Genomic DNA, 22,422 nt, shown 5'->3' with positions numbered 1-22,422 from the left:
TGTGAGTAACGAAGAGAAGCTGGTCGACTACCTCAAGCGGGTCACGGCCGAACTGCAGCAGACCAAGCAGCGGTTGTCCGACGCCGAGAAGGCGAGCCGGGAGCCGATCGCCGTCGTCGGCATGGGCTGCCGCTTCCCCGGCGACGTCGGCTCGCCGGAGGAGCTGTGGCGGCTGCTCGACGCGGGCGGCGACGCGATCACCGTGTTCCCCGCCGACCGGGGCTGGGACGGTGACGCGCTGTACGACCCGGACCCCGACACCCCCGGTCGTACGTACACCCGGCGCGGCGGATTCCTGCGCGGGGCCACGGACTTCGACCCGGAGTTCTTCGGCATCTCGCCGCGCGAGGCGGTGGCGATGGACCCGCAGCAGCGCCTCCTCCTGGAGACCTCCTGGGAGGCCCTGGAGCGGGCCGGGGTGCGCCCGGCCTCGCTGCGCGGCGCCCGGGTCGGGGTGTTCGCGGGCGCCATGGCCCCGGACTACGGGCCCCGGCTGCACCAGGCCGTCGGCGGCGCGGAGGCGCACCTGCTGACCGGCACCACCAACAGCGTCGCCTCCGGGCGGATCGCGTACACCTTCGGGTTCGAGGGCCCCGCGGTCACCGTCGACACGGCGTGCTCCTCGTCGCTCGTGGCGCTGCACCTGGCGGTGCAGTCGCTGCGCCGGGGCGAGTGCACGATGGCGCTCGCGGGCGGTGCCACGGTGATGTCGACGCCGGGCATGCTCGTCGCCTTCAGCAGGCAGCGCGGCCTGTCCCCGGACGGGCGCTGCAAGTCCTTCGCCGACGCTGCCGACGGCACCGGCTGGGCCGAGGGCGCGGGGATGCTCCTGGTGGAGCGGCTCTCGGACGCCCGGCGGCTCGGCCACCCGGTCCTCGCCGTGGTGCGCGGCAGCGCGGTCAACCAGGACGGCGCGTCCAACGGCCTGACCGCGCCCAACGGCCCGGCGCAGCAGCGGGTGATCCGGCAGGCCCTGGAGGACGCGGGCCTGACCCCCGCGGACGTCGACGCCGTCGAGGCGCACGGCACCGGCACCAGCCTCGGCGACCCCATCGAGGCGCAGGCCGTCCTCGACACCTACGGCGCCGAGCGCGACCGCCCCCTGTGGCTCGGCTCGCTCAAGTCCAACATCGGGCACACCCAGGCCGCGGCCGGGGTCGGCGGCGTCATCAAGATGGTCCTCGCGCTCCAGCACGGCGTGCTGCCCCGGACCCTGCACGTGGACACCCCGTCGTCGCACGTCGACTGGTCGACGGGGGCGGTGAACCTGCTGACCGAGCGGCGCGAGTGGCCGGTGACCGGCGAGCCGCGCCGGGCCGCGGTGTCCTCGTTCGGCATCAGCGGCACCAACGCGCACCTCGTCCTGGAGCAGGCGCCCGAGGCGCCGGAGGCCGCGCGGGAGGAGCACGTCCCCCTGCCCGCCGTGCCGCTGGTGCTCTCCGGCAGGACCCCCGAGGCGCTCGCCGCCCAGGCCCGGCAGCTGCTCGCCGCGGTGGACTCCCTGGACCCGCTGGACGCCGGGTTCGCCCTCGCGACCACCCGGACGGCGTTCGAGCAGCGGGCCGCCGTGGTGGCGAAGGACCAGGAGGGGCTGCTCGCGGGCCTGCGGGCGATCGCGGGCGGCGGCGCGGGCTCCGGCGTGGTGCGCGGCGTCGCCCGGGGCGGCCGCACCGCCTTCGTGTTCGCCGGGCAGGGCACCCAGCGCCTCGGCATGGGACGCGAGTTGTACGCGGCGTTCCCGGTGTTCGCGGCGGCGCTCGACGAGGTGTGCGCCGGGTTCGACGGACTGCTCGACCGGCCGCTGCGCGAGGTGCTGTTCGCGGCGGAGGGCGCCGAACTGCTCGACCGGACCGGCTGGGCGCAGCCCGCGCTGTTCGCGGTCGAAGTGGCCCTGGCGCGGCTCCTCGGCTCGTGGGGCGTACGCCCCGAGGTCCTGGCCGGGCACTCGATCGGCGAGCTCGCGGCGGCGTTCGTCGCGGGCCTGTGGACGCTGGACGACGCGTGCCGCGTGGTGGCGGCGCGCGGCAGGCTGATGGAGCGGCTGCCCGGGGGCGGCGCGATGGTGTCGGTGCAGGCCACCGAGGAGGAGGTCGCCGAGGCCCTGGCGGGCACACCCGGTGCCGAGGCCCTGGCGGGCGCCGCCGGCGAGGGGGTGGGCATCGCCGCCGTCAACGGGCCCCGGTCCGTGGTCGTCTCGGGGGCGCAGGAGGCGGTCCTCGCGGTCGCCGGGCACTTCGCGGCCCTCGGCCGGCGCACCAAGCGGCTGCGGGTGAGCCACGCCTTCCACTCGCCCCTGATGGACCCGATGCTGGAGCCCTACCGCGAGGTGCTCACCGGTGTGGCGTTCCACGAGCCGGTCCTGCCCGTCGTGTCGACCGTCACCGGCGAGCCGCTGACGGCGCGGGAGGTGTGCTCGCCGGAGTACTGGGTGCGCCAGGTCCGCGAGCCGGTGCGGTTCGCCGCCGCGGTGCGCCGCCTCCAGGACGACGGGGTCACCCGGTTCGTGGGCGCGGGCCCCGACGCCGCGGTGACGACCATGGCGGAGGGCTGCCTCGCGGAGCGGGGCGGGGAGCCCGCGCCGGTCGTGGTGCCGGTCCTGCGCGCCGAACGGCCGGAGGCGGCCACGGCGCTGACCGCGCTCGCCGCGCTGTACGTACACGGCGTGGAGGCCGACTGGCAGCAGGTGTTCGCCGGGTCGGGCGCGCGGGCCGTGGAGGTGCCGACGTACGCCTTCCAGCGCGAGCGGTACTGGATGGACGGGACGGCGGCGGCCGGGGACCTGCGGGCCGCGGGCCTGACCGCGGGGGAGCACCCGCTGCTCGGCGCGGTCCTCGCGCTGCCGGAGTCCGGTGCGACGGTCCTGACCGGGTGGCTCTCCCTGGAGACCCAGCCGTGGCTGGCCGACCACGCGGTGTTCGGCCGGGTGGTGGTGCCCGGCGCGGCGTTCGTGGAGATGGTCCTGCGCGCGGGCCGCGAGGTCGGCTGCGGCCTGCTCGACGAGCTGACGCTGCACGCCCCGCTGGTCATCGGCGAGCGGACCGGGGCCCGTGTCCAGGTCGTGGTCGAGGACGCCGACGCGTCCGGCCACCGGGCGGTGTCGGTGCACGCCCAGGCGGAGGGCGGCGAGTGGGTCCGGCACGCCGAGGGCTCGCTGGCCGACTGGGCCCAGCCCGCGGGCTTCGAGGCCGCGGTGTGGCCGCCGGAGGGGGCGCGGGAGGTCGCGCTCGGCGACCTGTACGCCTCCCTCGCCGCGCGCGGCTACGACTACGGCCCGGTGTTCCAGGGGCTCTCGGCGCTGTGGCGGCGCGGCGACGAGGTGTTCGCCGAGGTCGCCCTGCCCGCGGAGGCCGCGGCCGACGCGGACCGCTTCGGGCTGCACCCGGCGCTGCTCGACGCGGCCCTGCACACCATCTGGTGCGGCTCCTTCCTCGACGGGTCGGACGGCGCCGTCCTGCCGTTCGCCTGGTCGGGCGTGTCCCTCTCGGCGGCCGGGGCGGCCGCGCTGCGGGTGCGGATGACGGGCGCGGGGACGGACGCGGTGTCGGTGCAGCTGGCGGACACCGCCGGGGTGCCGGTGGCGTCGGTCGACGCGCTGCGGGTGCGGCAGATGCCCGCCGACGGGCCGGGCGCGCCCGCGGACTCGATGTTCCGCGTCGACTGGTCGGCCGCGCCCGCCGAAGCGGCCGCCGCCGCCCGGTGGACGCTCGTACGGGAGTTGGCGGAGGTTCCCGACGACCCGGGCGTGGTGTTCCTGCGCTGCCCGGACGGGCCCGACGCGCGGCAGGTCACCGCGGAGGTCCTCGCCGTCATGCAGGAGTGGCTCGCCGACCCGCGGTGCGCCTCGGGCACGCTCGCCCTGGTGACCGGGGGCGCGGTCGCCACCGCGTCCGGGGAGCCGGTCGACGGGCTCGCCCAGGCGGGCGTGTGGGGCCTGGTGCGCTCGGCGCAGACGGAGAGCCCGGGCCGGTTCGCCCTGGTGGACGTGGACGAGGACGAGGCGGCGGCCGGGGCCGTGGCGTGGGGCGAACTCGCCGCGCTGCTCGACCAGGAGCCGCAGCTCGCCCTCCGGCAGGGCCGGGTCCTCGTGCCCCGCCTCGCCCGGGCCGAAGCGGGCGGCGCCACCGCGCCCGCGGGGGCGTTCGGCACCGGCACGGTGCTCGTCACCGGCGGCACCGGCACGCTCGGCGGGGTCGTGGCCCGGCACCTGGTGAGCGCGCACGGCGTACGGCGCCTGGTGCTCGTCAGCCGTGCGGGCGCGGACTCGCCGCGCGGCGCGGAGCTGGCGGCCGAGCTGACGGAGCTGGGGGCCGAGGTCGTCCTCGCCGCCTGCGACACCTCCGACCGGGCCGCGCTCGTCCGCGTCCTCGCGGACGTCCCGGCCGACGCCCCGCTGACGGCGGTCGTGCACGCGGCCGGCGTCGTCGACGACGGGGTGCTCACCGAGCTGAGCCCGGAGCGGCTCGACGCGGTGCTCAGCCCCAAGATGGTCGCCGCGTGGAACCTGCACGAGCTGACCCGCGGCCTGGACCTGTCGGCGTTCGTCCTCTTCTCCTCGATGTCCGGTCTGATCGGCCCGGCGGGCCAGGCCAACTACGCGGCGGGCAACGCCTATCTGGACGCCCTCGCGCAGCACCGGCGGGCCCGGGGCCTGCCCGGTGTGTCCCTGGCGTGGGGCATGTGGGCCGAGCGCAGCACGATGACCGAGCACCTGACCGACATGGACCTGGCCAGGCTGGCCCGGTTCGGCGTGACCCTGTCCTCGTCGGAGCAGGGCGTGGCGCTCCTCGACGCCGCGCTCGGCCTCGACGAGCCGGTCCTGGTGCCGGTGGCGCTCGACCTGGCGTCGATGCGCGCCCAGGCGGACGTGCCGCCGATCCTGCGGCGGCTCGCGGGCCGCGGCGGGGCCCCGCGCCCCGTGCGCCCGGCGCCGGTGAGCGCGGGCTCCGTCCTCGACCGGCTGGCCGGTCTCGCGGAGGACGAGCGCCACGCGGTGCTGCTCGACCTGGTGTGCACGGAGATGGCCCGGGTCCTGGACTATCCGGCGGGCCGGACGGTGGCTCCCGACCGGGCGTTCTCCGAGCTGGGCGTCGACTCGGTGGCCGCCGTGGAGTTCCGCAACCGGCTCGGCGCGGAGACCGGCATGCGGCTGCCGCAGACGCTGGTGTTCGACCATCCGACGGCCGTGGCGGTGGCCCGTGAACTGGTCCGCGAGCTCGCGGACCGGGCGCCGCGCCCCGCGCCGGGCTCGGTCCTCACGGAGCTCGACCGGGTCGAGGCGGCCCTGACGGCGTCCTCGGCGACGGGGCCCGACGGGGACGAGATCGCGCAGCGGATCGAGGGCCTGCTGGTACGGCTGCGCACGCTCCGGGACGCCGACAGGTCCGGGCCGAAGCTCGACGTCACGGACGCGACGGACGAGGAGCTCTTCCAGTTCCTGGACGGCAGTTGAGGGCGGGGCCCGCCGTGACCGCGCGCTGAGGCGCCGCGGGGCGGCGGGCCCGAAAGTCGCGAAGGGTCCGCTCGGGGCATCGGCCGCTGCTCCGAACGGGCCCTTCGCTCTTTCCTGCCCGCGCGGCAATTCCACGCCCATCGCGCGGTAATTCCCTCCGGGGCGCGCGGTTACCGTGGCATGACCGCGCGCGTGGGAAAGCGTGTCAGTCTTCCGCTACCCAGTCACATTCGCTTTCCGGTACGGAGGCCACCCATGTCAGGTTACCCGATAGCGTGGGCCATTCCTGCGCAATCACAGACCAATTCCGTTTGTTTTCGGCCGAGTTCCGGCTGGTCACGTTGTGGCCGGTCGCTTTCCCGTCAGTCGCTTTCCGGGCGGCCGTATTCCGCCCGGCCTGCGCACGGCCGCTCGCTTTCCGGGCGGACCGCATGCTGACGCGGCTGCCGTCCCTCACAGGCCTGCGCTTCGTGGCGGCCCTGATGGTCTTCGCCACGCACGTCGTCTGGTACACCCAGCTCATCCCGGGCGACACCGGGGTGAAGCTCCGGGACGCCTTCGCCCTCTCCGGCTCGTACGGCGTCGGCTTCTTCTTCATCCTGAGCGGCTTCGTCCTCGCCTGGACCGCCCGCGCGAGCGACACGACGACCTCGTTCTGGCGCCGCCGCCTGGTGAAGATCGGGCCCATGCACTGGGTCACCTTCGGTCTCGCGGCGCTCTTCGTGCTCAGCACCGACCGGCCCACGCGCACCGTCGACTGGCTCGCGTCCCTGACCATGCAGCAGGCGTGGTTCCCGGACATCCGGACGAGTTCGGCCGTCAACGGGGTGAGCTGGTCACTGGCCTGTGAATTCTTCTTCTATCTGGCCTTTCCTGTCCTTTTCCCCGTGGTGCGCCGCATCCGCGAGGAATGGCTGTGGCCGGCGCTCGCCGTGGTGCTCGGGCTGATCGTGGGCGCGTTCCTCGTCGCCACCTACGCGGTGAGCGACCGGCCCGGTCTCATCGGCTTCGGTCTGACCGGCGAGGTCTCCTTCGACCAGGTGTGGTTCGTGTACTTCTTCCCGCCGGTCCGCGCGCTCGAATTCGTCCTCGGCATCGTCCTGGCCCGGATCGTGGCGGCGGGGCGGTGGCCGCGCATCGGCCTGGTGCCCGCCTTCGCGATCGCCGTCGCCGGTTATGTGCTCGCCCTGAAGCTGCCGTACCTGGCGGGCACGGCCGGGATGTCGACGGTGTGGACCGCGCCGCTCATCGCCGCCGCCGCGGTCGCCGACCGGCAGCAGACCCCGTCGGTGTTCCGCAGGCCCGTGATGGTGTTCCTCGGCGAGATCTCCTTCGCCTTCTACATGGTCCACTGGATCATCATCGTGACGGTGGCCGACTGGCTCGGCCCCACCCGCACCTTCTCCCTCGCGACCGGCTCGCTCATGGTCCTCGTCCTGCTGGCGGCGGCCGTGGTGTCCGCCACCGTCCTGTACTGGTGCGTGGAGAGGCCCCTGATGCGCCGCTTCGGCCGCCACCGCCCGGCCGCGGTCGCCGCGGTTCCCCCCGCGAAGGCGGAGGGCCAGCGCGTACTCGACTGAGCGCCACCCCAAGCCGGAGGGCCGGACGCGTCCGTGGGACGCGTCCGGCCCTCCGTGCCTGGGCCCAGTGCTCTACCGGGAGTGCCGCGTCGGGCCGTCGTTCACCTGCCGGCCGACTGTGGCTGGTCGCGCAGTTCCCCGCGCCCCTGCGGGGCGCCGTCGGGCTCCGGGAAGTATCCGGCCTCCGTGAAGAACTCCGCGTACGTGGCGAAGAGTTCGGCGTCGATCTCCGGGCAGGTGATGCCCGTGCCGGCCAGGGCGGTCTCCGTCGCGCTGACGTCCACCCGCATGTACAGGGCCTCGCCCGCCGTCATGTAGGCGCGGAAGATGTCGATCGTCGGGAAGAGCGCGTTCTCCCGGTCGTCGCGGACCGTGGCCTCGAACTCGTCCCAGGACACCTCGTCCAGGACGTGACCGAGGGCGCGGAGCCGCGTCACCATGTCGGCGAAGCTGACCGCCACCGGGTTGAACAGGTGGAAGGTCCGGCTGTCCGCCGTGCGGGACAGCTCAAGGACGGCCGCGCTGACGTAGTCCACCGGCACCATCGGGAACAGCGCGTTCGCGCCCGTCGGCACCTTCCCCGCCTGGAGGCTGCCCTTGAGGCTCAGCCAGACGAAGTCGCGGGTCTGGCAGGCTCCGTTGGTCCGGGCCCCGGAGATGACGTCGGCGCGGTAGACCGACACGGGCAGACCGCGCTCCTGGGCGAGCCCGATGATCTTCTCGGCGACGTACTTGCTCTGCCGGTAGCCGTTGGTCAGCTCCTCCGGGGGCCCGGTCGGGTCCTCGGGGGTCAGACCGGCGCCGCCGGGAGCCGCCTTGGCGAAGACGCCGGTGCTCGACACGTAGTGCAGCGGGACCGTCCGGTGCAGCGCGGCGAGCCGCAGCGCCTCCTCGGTGCCGGTGACGTTGGCCGCCTTCAACGACTGGTACGGGTGCAGCCAGTTGACGGTGGCGCCCGCGTGGTACACCGCGTCGACCTCCCGCGCGAGCCGGTCGTACCGTTCCGCGGTGAGTCCGAAGCGCGGTGCGGAGAGGTCGCCGGGGAGCACCTTGAGGCGGTCGGGGTCGATGTCGTCCCAGATGCCGTACCAGGTCAGGCCGGACCGCAGCCGGTCCAGGGCGGCCGCCTCGTCGGCGCCCCTGACCAGGCAGTGCACGGTGGCTCCCGTCGACCGCATGAGGTCCCGGAGCAGGAAGCCCCCGACGAACCCGGTCGCCCCGGTGAGGAACACCTGCCCGGGGTCGGCGACCACGCGGACGACCTCGGCGGCCGGGACCACGTCGTCGGCGAGCCGCACCTCGGCCGCGAAGTCCACCGCGGACCGGGCGGGCGCCTCGGACCGGCTGGCCAGCTCCGCGCCGAGGTGGTCGATGAGCGCCGCGGGGGTGTTGTGGTCGAACAGCAGGGTCGGCGGCAGCCGCAGACCCGTCACGCCCTCCAGGTGGTTGCGCAGCTCCACGGCCGTGAGCGAGTCGAAGCCGAGGTCCGTGAAGACGGTGGCGGGGGTGATGCCGTCGGTCCTGCCGTGGCCGAGGATCGCGGCCACCGACGAGCGCACCAGGTCGAGCAGCAGCTCGTGCCTGCCGGGCCCGTCGAGCTCGGCGAGGCGCTCCGCGAGCCGCCCGCTGTGCGCGGCCGCGGCGGTGACCACGCGCCGGTCCGGCCTGCGCACCAGGCTCCGCAGCACCGGGAAGAGCGGTCCCGACTGCCGTTCGAGGAGCCCGACGTCGAGGTGCATCGGCACCGTCGCCGGGTGCGCGGAGGCGAGCGCCGCGTCGAACAGCTCGGGCCCCTCCTCCGGCGCGATGGGCCTCAGGCCCGACTGGGTCGCCCGGCTCCAGTCGACCTCGGAGAGCCGCGACGCCATGCCGTGCTCCTGCGCCCACGCCGCCCAGGCCAGCGAGTCCGCCGGGAGGCCGTGGGCGCGGCGGTGCTGCGCGAGGGCGTCGAGGAACAGATTGGCCGCCGAGTAGTTCGCCTGCCCCGGCGAGCCGATGACACCGGCGACCGACGAGAAGAGGGTGAAGAGGGCGAGGGGTTGGTGGCGGGTGAGTTCGTGCAGGTGCCAGGCGGCGTCGGCCTTGGGCCGCAGGACGGTGGTGAGGCGTTCGGGGGTGAGGGCGGTGATGATGCCGTCGTCGATGACACCGGCGGTGTGCACGACACCGGTCAGCGGGTGCTCGGCGGGGATGGCGTCCAGGACGGCCTTGAGCGCGTCGCGGTCGGCGGCGTCACACGCGGCAACCGTGACGGTGGCGCCCAGACCGGCCAGCTCCGCGGCCAACTCCCCGGCCCCGGGAGCGTCCTGGCCCCGACGGCTGGTCAACACCAGATGCCGCACCCCGTACGCCCCCACCAGATGCCGGGCGAACAGACCACCGAGCGCACCGGTACCCCCCGTGATGAGCACCGTCCCCTCCGCCGCCAACACCGGCACGGCCGTGGTGGCCGGGCGCACCCGGGCCATCCTCGGGGTGCTCGCGCGGCCCGCCCGGAGGGCCACCTGCTCGTGGCCGGAGGCGATCGCGGCGGTGAGGGCCCCGGCGCTCGCCGGGTCGTCGTCGAGGTCGATCAGGGTGATCCGGCCGGGGTTCTCCACCTGGGCCGACCGGACCAGGCCCCACACCGGGGCCGCGCCGAGGTCGACGTCCTCGCCGTCACGGGTCGCGACGGCGTTCCGCGTGACCAGGACGAGCCGGGACGTCTCCAGGGCGAGACCGTCCTGCACCAGTTCCAGCGCCCGCAGGGTGCTCCGGTGCGCCGCGTCCACCGTGCCGACCCCGTCCCCGGACGGTACGTCGAGTACGGCCACGAGGACGTCCCCCGCGGCCTCCGCGACGCTCTCGACGCGGTGCCCGAGCCCGTCCGGCGCCTCACCGAGCACGGCGAGCCGGGCGGGCGTGAGGTCCTCCGGGTCGGGCAGGCCGACCGGCGACCAGACCACGTGGAACAGCGAGTCGCCTGCCGCCCCGGCGAGCCGCTCCGCGGGCGCCACCGGGGTCGGCCGCAGCGCGCGGGCCTCGGCGACCGGCTCGCCCGCCCCGTCGGCCAGCCACAGCCGGAACGCGTCGTCGCCCTTGGACCTGAGCCAGACCCGCAGCGTGCGCGGCCCGGAGGCGTACAGGTTGAAGCCGTGCCAGGACAGCCCGGTGGTGTCGCGCCCGGCGGCGAGCAGCGGGTGCAGCGCGGCGTCGAGGAGCGCGGGGTGGATCCCGAACGTGTCCAGGTCCGCGTCGTCGGGCAGCGCGACCTCGGCGAACAGGTCGTCGCCCCGCTGCCACAGCGCCCGCAGCCCCTGGAACACCGGCCCGTGCGCGAAGCCCTTCTCGTCGAGCCGCTGGTAGAAGCCGTCGAGCCCGGCCGGGGTCGCGCCCGGCGGCGGCCAGGCCGCCAGCGACACCAGGGGCGCGGGCTGCGCCTCGGTGAGCAGGCCGGTGGCGTGCGTCCGCCACGGCGCGCCCTGCTCGTCCCGGTCGGGCCGCGAGCTGATGGTGATCCGCCGGTACGCGTCCTCGCCCGCCGCGCCGATGGCCACCTGCACCTGGACGCCGCCGCTCTCGGGCACGGTCAGCGGGGCGTTGACCGTCAGGTCGGCGACGCCGGAGCAGCCCGCCTCGTCACCGGCGCGGACCGCGAGCTCGACCAGGGCGGCCGAGGGCAGCGTCGCGGTGCCGCCGACGCGGTGCCCGTCGAGCCAGGGGTGGGCGTGCAGCGACAGCCGCCCGGTGAACACCGCGCCGTCACCACCGGCGAGCCGCACGGCCGTGGTGAGGAACGGGTGCCCCGGCGCGGCGAGCCCGAGCCCGGGCGTGCTCCGCGAGGCCGCCGATGTGCTGTCCAGCCAGTAGTTCTGGTGCTGGAAGGGGTACGTCGGCAGGTCGACCAGAGCGGCCCCGGTGCCCTCGAACAGCCGCGCCCACTCCACCGCGTGCCCGGCCGCGTGCAACCGGGCGAGCCCGGCCAGCACGGTCCGCACCTGAGGCTGCTCACGCCGCTGCAACGCCGTGAACGACGCCTCCACACTCTGCGCCCCCATCGCGGTGAGCACCCCGTCCGGCCCGATCTCCAGGAACCGGGACACCCCCCGCTCCCGCAGCCGTACGACGTGATCAGCGAACCGCACCGCCCCACGAATGTGCTCCACCCAGTACGCGGCCGAACACACCTGCTCGCTGTCCGCCGCCATCGGAATCTGCGGCTCCGTGAAGGTCACGCCATTGACGACGGCGGCGAACTCCTCCAGCACCGGATCCATCAACGGAGAGTGGAAGGCGTGGCTGACCGTGAGCCGGTTCGTCTTGCGACCCCGCTCCCGCAGCACCTCCGCAATGCCGGTGACCACGTCCTCGACCCCGGAGATGACCACCGAGGTCGGCCCGTTGACCGCCGCGATCCCCGCCTGCGCCTCATGGCCTTCCAGCAGTTCCAGGACCTCGGCCTCATCCGCCTGCACCGCCACCATCGCCCCACCGGACGGCAGCGCCTGCATCAAACGACCCCGCGCCGCCACCACCGCACACGCGTCCTCCAGCGACAGCACACCCGCCACATGCGCCGCCGCCAGCTCCCCGACCGAATGCCCGGTCACGCAGTCCGGCACCACACCCAAGGACTCCACAAGCCGGAACAGCGCCACCTCGAACGCGAACAACGCGGGCTGCGTCCACCCCGTCTCGTCCAGCCCGGCCCCGCCGAACACCACCTCCCTCAACGAACCCGGTACCAGGCCTTCGAACCCCGCACACACGTCATCGAACGCCGCCGCGAACACCGGGAAGGCCTCGTACAACTCCCGCCCCATACCCGGCTGCTGCGCGCCCTGCCCGGTGAACAAGAACGCCGTACGCCCCTCACCGGAAACCCCCGCCACCACACCCGGCACCGACTCACCACGAGCCAACGCCTCCAACCCCGCCACCAGCTCTGCACTGTCGGCCGCCAGCACCACCGCACGATGCTCGAACGACACCGACCGCGAACCCGCCGCCGACACACCCACATCCAACGCCGAGGCACCCTCGGCCACCACCGCGGCCAACCGCTCCGCCTGCGCCCGCAACGCCTGCTCGCTCCTGGCCGACACCGGCACCGGCACCACCGGCAGCGTCGCCGTCGGCTCCACCGGCTCGCCGGGATCGGCCGCCGGGGCCTGCTCGACGACCAGGTGGGCGTTGGTGCCGCTGACGCCGAAGGAGGAGACGGCGGCGCGGCGCGGGCGGCCGGTCGTCGGCCAGGGGCGTTCCTCGGTGACCAGCTCGATCGACCCGGCGGTCCAGTCGACGGCGGGGGTGGGCTCGTCGACGTGGAGGGTCTTCGGGACCACCCCGTGCCGCATCGCCATGACCATCTTGATCACGCCCGCGACCCCGGCGGCGGCCTGCGTGTGCCCGATGTTCGACTTCAACGAGCCCAGCAGCAGCGGCTGGTCGTCGGTCCGGGACTGGCCGTAGGTCGCGAGGAGCGCCTGGGCCTCGATCGGGTCGCCGAGCATCGTGCCCGTGCCGTGCGCGTCGACCACGTCGACCTCGGCGGGGGAGAGCCCGGCGTTGGCCAGGGCCGCGCGGATGACGCGCTGCTGCGAGGGTCCGCTCGGGGCGGTCAGGCCGTTGGAGGCGCCGTCGGAGTTCACCGCGGTGCCCCGGATCACCGCGAGGACCGGCAGGCCGCGCCGCCGGGCCTCGGAGAGCCGCGCGAGGGCGAGGACGCCGACGCCCTCGGAGAAGCCGGTGCCGTCCGCGGCGGCGGCGAAGGCCTTGCAGCGGCCGTCCGGCGCGAGGCCGCGCTGCCGCGAGAACTCCACGAAGGGGTCCGGCACCGGCAGGACCATCGCCCCGCCCGCCAGGGCCAGCGAGCACTCGCCGCCGCGCAGCGCCGACACGGCCTGGTGGATCGAGACCAGCGACGACGAGCAGGCCGTCTCCACGGTGACCGTCGGGCCTTCGAGGCCGAGGAGGTACGAGATCCGGCCGGAGGCGACGCTGGTCAGCATCCCGGTCATCATGTAGCCCTCGGTGCCCGCGGCCGAGGCGTCGACGTCGGACGCGTAGCCCGTGTACATCACGCCGACGAACACGCCGGTGTCGCTGCCGCGCAGCGAGCGCGGGTCGATGCGGGCCCGCTCGACGGCCTCCCACGTGGTCTCCAGGAGCAGCCGCTGCTGCGGGTCCATCGCGAGGGCCTCGCGCGGGGATATCCCGAAGAAGGCCGCGTCGAAGCCCTTCACGTCGCTGAGGAAGCCGCCCTCGCGCGCGGAGACCTTGCCGGTGGCGTCCGGGTCCGGGTCGTACAGGGCGTCCACGTCCCAGCCGCGGTCGGCGGGGAAGCCGGAGACCGCGTCGACGCCGTCGGCGGCAAGGCGCCACAGGTCCTCGGGCGTCGTCACGTCGCCGGGGTAGCGGCAGCCCATGCCGACGATGGCGATGGGCTCGGAGCGGCCCGCCTCCAGTTCCTCGACCCGGGCCCGGGCCTTGTGCAGGTCGGCGGTGACCCACTTGAGGTAGTCGAGGAGCTTCTCGTCCTTGTTCATCTGCTGACCGCTCATTTGGCTACCGCCCGAATCGAGTTCTCAAGGCCTGTCGCGGGATCGTGGTCGGCGAGCACCGTGGAGCCGAGCCGTCCCGCCAGGTACAGCGCGAGGTGCAAGCGGAGGCGGTCCTCGCGCAGGGACCGCCCGAGGAGTTGCTCCGCCTTCTTCACCCGGTAGACCACGGTGTTCTTCGCGATGTGCAGGTGTTTGGCGGTGAGGGCGACGCCGCGCTCGTTGTCCAGCAGACAGCGCACGGTCTCGCGCAGCGCGGCCATGGACCTGTTGTCGGCGGCGAGCGGACCGAGTTCGCGGCGCACGAAGTCGGCGGTGGCCTCGGCGTCGTTGCCGAGCAGGATCACCGGCTCCAGGTCGCCGTAGTCGCAGAGCCCGTACGGTCCCGGCTCGATGATGCCGCCGACGCGCTCCGCGGTGACGGCCTGCTCGTGGGAGCGCTGGAAGCCCGCCACGCCGTCGCCCGGCAGGCCGGAGGCGACGTGGATGTGCGGGGGCAGGTCCACGGGCTGCTCGGAGCGCCGCAGTTCGGCCGGGCGGTCGGTGGCGCGGCCGCCCCACGCCCACAGCCGCCCCGGGCCCGCGGGGAGCATCAGCATCGAGGAGCAGCCGACCTGGTCGAGCAGGCGCAGGGCCGTGGCCTCCAGCTCGCGGCTGCTGTCGGGGGTGATCTCGTCCTGCCACAGGACGAGCGCGACGTGGTGCAGCGTCAGGTCGTACCCGAGCTGGCGCAGCGCCCGCATGGTGTCGACGGGCTTGCCCTTGAGGATCGAGGAGACCAGCTCCAGGCGCTCGCCCACCGAACCGGCGAACCAGCGGTCGCGCTCGGCGGCGAACTTCTCGGCGACCGCGGCGGACAGCGTCTCCATGCCCTCGAAGAGGTCGGCGGAAATGGACCGCATCATCGTCGCCTGGTCCTCGGCGGGGATCACGGCGTCGCGGAACTCGAACAGCTCACGGGTGAAACTCGCGTGGGCGGCTCGGACATAGCGAAGGACGTGGTCGACGGTCGTGTTGTCCGAGATGCGTTCCCGAATGGTATGGGTGAGCTCCGCGGAAAGGACGCCGGTGATGGATCTTATGCCGCTGAGCCGCAGGACCACCCAGAGCGCTATCGCCTCGACGAGCCTGGTCTCGCTGCGGGACTTCTGGTCGAAACGGGCGAAGGGCTCTCCGGAGAGTTCGGCAAGCAGCAGGCGGCTGTTCTCGATCGCCCAGCCGGTCGCACCCGTACCGACGCGGGCGACTACCTCCTCGACCAGCTGCGGATTCGTCGCCGGTAAATGGAGTACGGAGTCGTCAGCGGGGCGCAGTAGATGCAGCAGGGAACTGGTGGACGTGATCTGTGGACGCGCAGGAATAGTGGCCTGCGAAGTCGGGCAGCCTGACAACGAGTAGCCTCCCTAACGGAAAGCGGACGCGACTGGGTGCGGGCAGCCTATACGCGCTTTCGGCCACGGCGGGTAACCGCCCGGTAACCGGGCCTGACCGGCGGAATTACCGCGCGGTGGGCGGTAGTTCCGGGCTTCGGGGATATCTTGCGCTCGCGGTCCACCGATCGGCAGTGGCCTTGGCGCTGCCCGGTCCCGCCGACGGGCAGCGGTCCTGCGCCGCGCCCCGCCATCGACCGGTCCCCCCTGATTGGCAGTGACGAGGAGTGCTCGTGACCAAGCCCGCCACGCAAGACCTTCGAACCGGCGCAGTGACCGGCACGGTGCCGTGGGTGCTGTCCGGGCGCAGCACGGCGGGACTGCGCGCCCAGGCCGGCCGCCTCCTCGCCCGGCTCGCCCCGGGCCCGGCGGCGGGCGCGGCCGAGGCCGAGGCCGGCCTGCTCGCCGAGGTGGGCCGGTCGCTCGTGGCGGCCGGGGCCGCGGGTGAGTACCGGGCCGTGGTCATCGGGCGCGACCGCGCCGAACTGCTCGACGGGGTGCGCGCGCTCGCCGAGGACCGGCCCGCGCCGCACGTGATCAGCGGCCGGGCGCCGCGGCAGGCCGGGCCGGGCACCCGGCCGGTGTTCGTCTTCCCCGGCCAGGGCACCCAGTGGGCCGGCATGGCGGTGGCGCTGCTCGACGCCTCGCCCGTGTTCGCCGAGGCGGTCCGGGACTGCGAGAAGGCCCTGTCGCCGTATCTGAACTGGTCTCTCGAGGACGTGCTGCGCGGCGTGCCGGGCACCCCGCCGCTGGACCAGGTCGACGTCGTGCAGCCGGTGCTGTTCTCGATGATGGTGTCCCTGGCCCGGCTGTGGCGCCGCTTCGGCGTCGAGCCGGGCGCGGCGGTCGGCCACTCGCAGGGCGAGATCGCCGCGGCGCACGTCGCGGGCGCGCTGTCCCTCGACGACGCCGCGCGGATCGTCGCGCTGCGCAGCCAGGCCCTGACGAAGATCCGCGGCCGGGGCGAGATGCTGACCGTGCTCGCCCCGGGCGACCAGGTGCGGACCATGCTGGCCGACTGGGAGGGCGCCCTCTCGGTGGCCGCGGTGAACGGCCCGGCGACCATCACCGTCTCGGGCGACGCGGCCGCCATGGCCGACTTCGGCGCCGCGCTGCGGGCCGCCCGGATGATGCGCTGGCGGGTGCCGGGCGTGGACTTCGCCGCGCACTCGCCGCACGTGGAGGACCTCCGGGAGACCCTCCTCGACCTGGCCGCGAGCGTCGAACCGGCGGCGGGCGACGTGCCGTTCTACTCGACGGTGACCGGGCGGCGCGTCGACACCGAGGGCCTCGACGCGGAGTACTGGTACCGGAACCTGCGCCAGACGGTCAGGTTCGACGACGCCGTGCGCTCCCTGGTCGCCGACGGCCACGAGGTCTTCGTCGAGTGCAGCGCCCAGCCCGTGCTCACCGTCGGCATGCAGGACATCGTGGAGGAGCTCGGCCGCTCGGCGGTGCTCATGGCGACGCTGCGCAACGAGGACGGCGGCGCCGCCCGGTTCCTCGCCGCGCTGGCGGAGGCGTACGTGCACGGGGTCGCCGTGGACTGGACGGCGGCCTTCGCGTGACGGACCCCCACGGGGCCGAAGGCCCTGACCGGGGTTCCGGTCAGGGCCTTCCCGTACGCGGCCGGGGTCGCGCCGTCAGTCGACGTCGATGCCCAGCGTGCGGAGCTTCGGTTCGATGACCGCCCGGCAGTACGGCTGGAAGCGGTTCTTGTTGTAGAAGTCCTGCTGATCGGAGTCGGCCACGACGAACTGCTGATAGGGCCGGAGATCGGTCACGATGTCCTGCCCCAATTCCTTCCGCACCCGGTTCATGACCTGCTCGGAACGCGCCCGCTGGTCCTCGTCGGCGTAGAAGATCGTCGAGTGGTAAACGGTGCCGTGGTCCGCGCCGCTCTGGTTCGGCGTGGTCGGATCATGGCTCTGGAAGAAGAGGGTGAGTATCTCCTCGAAAGAGATGGTGTCGGGCCGGAACGTCAGTTGCACCGCCTCGACGAACTTCTGCGGATTGAGTCCGTAGCGCTCGTAGTCCTCGTAGTTGGGGGGCGGGCCGTGGTCTCCCGCGAAACCCGCGACACTTGATGTCACACCGGGGGTCCGACGCATCACCGCGTCGAAGGACCAAAAGCATCCGGGACCGAGTGTCGCGGTCTCGGCATTCCCGGATTCGGATATTTCATCGGCCATCGGAGTCCTCCCCAGACTCAGGTCCGAATTTTCGCTGGATTGTAGCAGGAATAACAATTCCAGCGGGTGGGTGAAGAGCCTGTGCGGGAAGGGGAGTTCGGCGGTTTCGCGGGTTCGGCGGCGCATGCGCCCGCCCCCGTGCGCAAGCGGCGGGAACCCGGCGGGGCCCCGGCGCGACTCCTGGGCTGCCGGTGCGCGAGGCCCGGCCCTTCGAGCGGTTCCAGGAGAGGTGCGATGCGTACGCGTACGGGGTGGGGTGTGGCGGTCGCGGTGGGCGGTCTGCTGGTCGCGGGCTGCGGCGGTGGCGGCGACGGCACGGACGGCTCCGCAGCGGACGGCGGGGCCGCGGGGTTCCCGGTGCGGGTCACCGACTGCGAGGGCGACGCGACCACCTTCTCCGCCGCGCCCCGGAAGATCGTGACCAGCAACGCCGCCGCCCTGGAGCTGCTGCTCAGGCTCGGCGCCGGGGACCGGGTGGTCGGCACCGGCTTCCCGCCCGGCAAGGGCACGCTGCCGGGCGCGCTCGGGGCGCGGGCGGACGACGTGAAGGTGCTCAGCCGCTCCGTGATCCCCAAGGAGAAGCTGCTCGGCTCCGGGGCCGAGCTGTACATCGACACCTTCGCCTCCATGGGCGGGATGGGCGGCGGCATGGGTGACGCCCCGACCCCCGAGGAGTACAAGGCCGTCGGGATGAAGCACATCTACTTGAAGTCCACCGCCTGCGCGCAGGGCCGGAAGGGCCCCGTGACCGATCTGTCCGCCGTGGAGCGGGACATCACCTCGCTCGGCGCCGTCACCGGCAACCGGAGCACGGCGGCGGAACTCGTCGACGGCATGCGGACGAAGCTGGCCGCCGTGCGCACGGCGGTGCGCGGCGTCCCCGAGCGGAAGCGGCCCACGTACTTCTTCTTCGACTACGACGCGGGGACCAAGCAGCCCACGGCCGTCTGCAACCGCCAGGTCGGCCACGCGGTGATCAACCTCGCGGGCGCCCGGAACGTCTTCGCTTCCTGCGACGGCGCGTTCAAGCAGGTCGGCTGGGAGGACGTGGTCGCCAAGAACCCGGACTGGATCCAGCTCGGCGTCCGCAACCGCGGCAGCGCCGCGGCCAACGAGAAGGCCTTCGACGAGGCCAGGAAGTGGCTGGAGAACAACCCGGCCACCAAGGGCCTGCGCGCGGTGAGGCAGGGGAAGTTCCTGCGCGTCGGCTCCGAGGCCACGACCATCGCGGGCGTCTCCAACGCCGACACCGTGGTGCGGATCGCCAAGACCCTCTACCCGGGCAAGGTCCGCTAGCCGTGGCGTCCCCGCGCACCGGGGCGAAGGAGGCGGGCCGCGCCGACGGCGACGCGCGGGTCCTGCCCGCCGGGCCCGTCGCCGCGGGTCTGGCCGTGCTGCTCCTCGCGGCCCTCACCGCGGCCGTGTCCTGGGGCTCGACGTCGCTGCCGCCGGGCGAGGTGTGGGGCGTCGTCGGGCGCAGGCTGACCGGCGCCGCGCCCAGGCCCGGGACCAGCGACCTGATCGTGTGGCAGCTGCGGGTGCCGCGCGCCCTGCTCGCCGCGCTCGTCGGCGCCGGGCTCGGCCTGGTCGGCACCGCCGTGCAGGCGCTCGTACGCAACCCGCTGGCCGACCCCTATCTGCTGGGGGTCTCCAGCGGCGCCTCCCTGGGGGCCGTCGCCGCGATCGTCCTCGGGGCGGGCGCGGGCAGCGCGCTCGGGCTCTCCGGCGCGGCCTTCGCCGGCGCCCTCGTGACCTTCGCCCTGGTGTGGGCCGTGGCCCGGCGCGGCGGCGGCTTCGCGCCCCTGCGGCTCGTGCTCGCCGGGGTCGCGATCGGCCAGTTCCTGTCCGGGTTCACCAGCTACCTCGTGCTCCAGGCCGGGGACGAGCAGCAGACGCACAGCGTGCTCTTCTGGCTCATGGGCAGCCTGAGCGGCGCCACCTGGCAGCTGATCGCCGTGCCCGCGGTGACCGTCCCGGCCGCCCTGGTGCTGCTCCAGGCCCGCGCCCGGGGCCTCAACGCGCTCCTGATGGGCGACGAGACGGCCGCCGGGCTCGGCGTCGGCGTGGGACGGCTGCGCCGGGAGCTGTTCGTGGTGACGAGCGTCCTCACCGGGTCCCTGGTGGCGGTGTCCGGGGCGATCGCCTTCGTGGCCCTGATGGTGCCGCACACCCTGCGCCTCCTGGTGGGCGACGACCACCGCAGGCTGCTGCCGCTGTCCGCGCTCGGCGGGGCCGTCCTCATGGTCGTCGTCGACATCGTGTGCCGGACCGCCATGGACGCGCAGGAGCTGCCCGTCGGGGTAGTCACCTCGCTGATCGGCGCCCCGGCGATGCTGTTCCTGCTCGACCGGCGTCTGAAGAACGGGAGTTGAGGCCGCGTGCGCGTCGACATCGAGGACCTGTCCGTCGCCTACGCCGGGCGCACCGTCGTCGCGGGCGCCCACCTCGTCGCCGCCGAGGGGCAGATCACCGGGCTCGTCGGCCCGAACGGCAGCGGCAAGTCCACGCTCCTGCGCACCGTCTACCGCCATCTGCGGCCGGTGGCGGGCCGGGTGCTCCTGGACGGGACCGATCTGCGCGAGCTGACCCCCGCGCGGTCGGCCCGGCACGTCGCCGCGCTGCCGCAGGAGCGCGGCGCGGACGTCGAGCTGACCGTGCGCGAGGTCGTCGCGATGGGACGCACGCCCTACAAGCGGGCCTTCGCCGGGGACGACGCGGCGGACCGGGACACCGTCGCGCGCGCCCTCGCCGAGGTCGGCATGGACGCGGCGGCCGGGCGCCGCTTCGCGGCCCTGTCCGGCGGCGAGCGCCAACGCGTCCTGCTGGCCCGCGCGTTCGCCCAGGACCCCGACGTCCTCGTGCTCGACGAGCCGACCAACCACCTCGACGTGCGCCACCAGGTGGAACTGCTCGCCCTGCTGCGCGGCAAGGGGCGCACCACGCTCGTGTCCCTGCACGACCTCAACGCGGCCGCCTCGGTCTGCGACCGCCTGCACGTGCTGCACGGCGGGCGCGTCGTCGCGTCCGGGCCGCCGCGCGAGGTGCTCACGCCCGCGCTGCTCGCCGAGGTGTTCGGCGTCCGGGCGGCCGTCCTGGACCACCCGCTGACCGGCGACCCCCTGATCGCCTTCGACCACCGGGAACCGGCGGGGGAGCCCGCGGACGGTGCGCCGGAGCGCGTGCGGTGCGCGGACATCCCGTGAAGGCCCTGTGGCGTGCCCCGTACCCGCAGTAGGTTCGGTGAGCGCGTGGCCGCCCACGGCCGCCCGCGGGGTGCTGACCACGGCTGAGGGGAGCAGGGGTGCGCCGGGGCACGACGGTCGGCGGGCGCTACCGGCTGGTGCGCGGCCCCCTCCACGGGGGCATGGGCGAGGTGTGGATCGCCCGCGACCAGCGGCTGCCCCGCCAGGTCATCCTCAAGCGGCTGCGGCGGCGCGGCCGCCGCGGCACCGACCGCAGGGAGTCCGACCGCCTGGAGGCCGAGGCCCGCGCCCTCGCGCGGTTCAGCCACCCCCACGTCGTCACCCTGCACGACGTGCTCACGCTGCCCGAGCGCGCCCTGCCGCGCCGCAGGACCGCGTCCTGGCTGGTCATGGAGTACGTGTCCGGGGGCAGCCTCGCGGACCGGCCGCCGCTCACGCCCCGGCGGGCCGCGCGCGTCGGCACCCAGGTCGCGGCCGCGCTCGCCGCCCTGCACGCCGAGGGGATCGTGCACGGCGACGTGAAGCCCGGCAACGTCGTCGCCACCCCCGAAGGCCTCGCCAAGCTCGCGGACTTCGGCGCCGCCTACCGGGTGGGCGGTCAGGAGACCCTCACCCCGCCCGGCACGCTCAGCTACACGCCCGACTACGCCGCCCCCGAAGTCGTGCGCGGCCGTCCCGAACCGGCGTCGGACGTGTTCTCCCTCGCCGCCCTGCTGCACACCCTCGTCACCGGCCGCCCGCCGCGCCCGCGCACCGGCGGCGACGTCGACCCGTTCGTCGCCGAGCGGCAGGCCGAGCGCGGCGAGGTCGCCCTCGACCCGGACCTCGGCCCGCTCGGCGACCTCCTTCCCGCGATGCTCGACCCCGCGCCGAAGAACCGCCCGGGCGCGGCCGAGGCGGGCCGGCTGCTCGCCGGGATCGCGGGCCCGCAGGAGCCGCTGCCGCGCGGCGACATGGGCGGCGACGGCGCGGGCGAGGGCGTCGGCCAGGACAGCGAGAGCTCCGGGCGGATGGTGCTGCCGGGCAGGTCACGGCAGTTCCTGATCGTGGCGGCCGTGGCCGGGGTGACGCTCGCCGCCGCCCTGTGGCTGCCGCCCCTGCGGCCGGGGGGCCACGACGACGGCTCCGGCGGCGCGCACCGGACCCCGGCGGCCCCGCCCCTCGGTGACCACCGCACCGTCGACCCGTGTGCCCTCGCGGACCCGGCCGCCCTCGAACGCTTCGGCGAAACCGAACTCGACCGCCGCTACGGCAACTTCGACCGCTGCGACATCCTCGTGGACACCGGCGGCGACGCCCCCGTGGACGTCCAGTTCCACCTCGACACGGGCGGCGCATCCGGACGGCCCGCACCCCACCGCACCCAGGGCGACGTGGCCGTGGCGAAGGAGTCCGGCGACAGCGACGAGTGCGTCCGTGCGCTGTTCCCGGCCACCGAACGCGACGCGCACGCCGTCGTCGTCGTGGAGGACACCGGGTCCGGCAATCGGGCCCAGCGCGTCGACGCCGCGCGGCTGTGCGCCATGGCGGACGCCGCCACCCGCACGGCCGTGCGGCGGCTCAACGCCGGGCCGCTCGCCCGCCGCCCCGAGGCCGGGCCCGACTCCCTCGTCCACCAGGACGCCTGCGCGCTCCTGACCGGGCGGGCCCTCGAAGCCATGCCCGGCGTCGACGCCCGCGACCCCCACGTCGGCTTCGGCAACTGGGAATGCAAGTGGGCGAGCACCACCAGCCGCCTCTGGCTGGAGCTGCGCTTCGACCAGGGCAGCTCGGTGCCGGACGCGAGCGACGGCACGCTCACCCGCGTCGGCGGCCGCCGCGCCGTCGTCGAGCCGGGCGCGGAGGGGCCGCGCACCTGCCGCGTCCGCGTCGTCCACCGCGGCCCGGGCGGCGGCCGCTCCGTCGAGACCCTGAACGTCACCGTCGGCGGCGACCCCTCCCAGGAGCGGCTGCGCCGCCTCGCCCTGCGCTTCGCCACGGCGGCGGTGGCCGAACTCCGCTGACCGCAGGGGCGCTCCGGGACGGGTCC

10 protein-coding genes are annotated in these 22,422 nt (G+C 74.6%); 7 read left to right on the top strand and 3 right to left on the bottom strand.

What is annotated here, in order from left to right:
- Position 1 precedes the first annotated feature (1 nt).
- Together C9F11_RS13780 and C9F11_RS13775 are read left to right on the top strand one after the other, a co-directional pair.
- Entirely contained in the window at positions 2-5,449 is a 5,448-nt protein-coding gene (locus C9F11_RS13780; RefSeq protein ID WP_138959575.1) for a type I polyketide synthase, read from the top strand.
- A gap of 431 nt (positions 5,450-5,880) precedes the next feature.
- A complete protein-coding gene (locus tag C9F11_RS13775; protein ID WP_138959574.1) occupies positions 5,881-7,029 on the top strand; it encodes an acyltransferase in 1,149 nt (382 codons plus the stop codon).
- A 101-nt stretch (positions 7,030-7,130) separates the two neighbouring features.
- Here C9F11_RS13775 and C9F11_RS13770 read toward each other — a convergent pair whose 3' ends face one another.
- Both C9F11_RS13770 and C9F11_RS13765 read right to left on the bottom strand, forming a co-directional pair.
- A complete protein-coding gene (locus C9F11_RS13770) occupies positions 7,131-13,571 on the bottom strand; it encodes a type I polyketide synthase (RefSeq protein WP_249401721.1) in 6,441 nt (2,146 codons plus the stop codon).
- Entirely contained in the window at positions 13,568-14,959 is a 1,392-nt protein-coding gene (locus C9F11_RS13765) for a helix-turn-helix domain-containing protein (protein WP_138959573.1), read from the bottom strand. The genes C9F11_RS13770 and C9F11_RS13765 overlap by 4 nt, the downstream gene beginning before the upstream one ends.
- 272 nt (positions 14,960-15,231) lie before the next feature.
- On the opposite strand from C9F11_RS13765, the gene C9F11_RS13760 reads away from it, so the two are divergent.
- Complete coding sequence (locus tag C9F11_RS13760) at positions 15,232-16,566, top strand: acyltransferase domain-containing protein (protein ID WP_138959572.1); 1,335 nt, start codon at positions 15,232-15,234, stop codon at positions 16,564-16,566.
- A 75-nt stretch (positions 16,567-16,641) separates the two neighbouring features.
- On the opposite strand, the gene msrA is transcribed toward C9F11_RS13760, so the two are convergent.
- Positions 16,642-17,316: a peptide-methionine (S)-S-oxide reductase MsrA gene (gene msrA, locus C9F11_RS13755; RefSeq protein ID WP_138959571.1), complete on the bottom strand. Its 675-nt coding sequence runs from the start codon at positions 17,314-17,316 to the stop codon at positions 16,642-16,644.
- Between the two features lie 108 nt (positions 17,317-17,424).
- Here msrA and C9F11_RS13750 point away from each other — a divergent pair, with 108 nt between their 5' ends.
- The 4 genes from C9F11_RS13750 (at position 17,425) to C9F11_RS13735 (ending at position 22,396) form a co-directional block, all read left to right on the top strand.
- The gene (locus tag C9F11_RS13750; RefSeq protein ID WP_171075731.1) at positions 17,425-18,486 is read left to right on the top strand and encodes an ABC transporter substrate-binding protein; all 1,062 of its coding nucleotides are present in this window, start codon (positions 17,425-17,427) and stop codon (positions 18,484-18,486) included.
- 2 nt (positions 18,487-18,488) lie between these two features.
- Positions 18,489-19,562 carry an iron ABC transporter permease gene (locus tag C9F11_RS13745; protein ID WP_138959570.1) on the top strand — a complete coding sequence of 358 codons (1,074 nt, stop codon included), beginning with the start codon at positions 18,489-18,491 and terminating at the stop codon, positions 19,560-19,562.
- A 6-nt stretch (positions 19,563-19,568) separates the two neighbouring features.
- Positions 19,569-20,393: an ABC transporter ATP-binding protein gene (locus C9F11_RS13740; RefSeq protein WP_138959569.1), complete on the top strand. Its 825-nt coding sequence runs from the start codon at positions 19,569-19,571 to the stop codon at positions 20,391-20,393.
- 98 nt (positions 20,394-20,491) lie between these two features.
- The gene (locus C9F11_RS13735) at positions 20,492-22,396 is read left to right on the top strand and encodes a serine/threonine-protein kinase (RefSeq protein WP_138959568.1); all 1,905 of its coding nucleotides are present in this window, start codon (positions 20,492-20,494) and stop codon (positions 22,394-22,396) included.
- Positions 22,397-22,422: the final 26 nt, after the last annotated feature.

Source organism: Streptomyces sp. YIM 121038 (assembly GCF_006088715.1).
GTDB lineage: Bacteria > Actinomycetota > Actinomycetes > Streptomycetales > Streptomycetaceae > Streptomyces.
This window is presented reverse-complemented; position numbering and strand designations above follow the sequence as displayed.

What these genes read in the sequence shown, in the direction of transcription:
- C9F11_RS13775 (WP_138959574.1), top strand. Translation starts at nt 5,881, where the DNA reads ATGCTGACGCGGCTGCCGTCCCTCACAGGCCTGCGCTTCGTGGCGGCC.
- msrA (WP_138959571.1), bottom strand. Translation starts at nt 17,316, where the DNA reads ATGCGCCGCCGAACCCGCGAAACCGCCGAACTCCCCTTCCCGCACAGG.
- C9F11_RS13750 (WP_171075731.1), top strand. Translation starts at nt 17,425, where the DNA reads ATGCGTACGCGTACGGGGTGGGGTGTGGCGGTCGCGGTGGGCGGTCTG.
- C9F11_RS13770 (WP_249401721.1), bottom strand. Translation starts at nt 13,571, where the DNA reads ATGAGCGGTCAGCAGATGAACAAGGACGAGAAGCTCCTCGACTACCTC.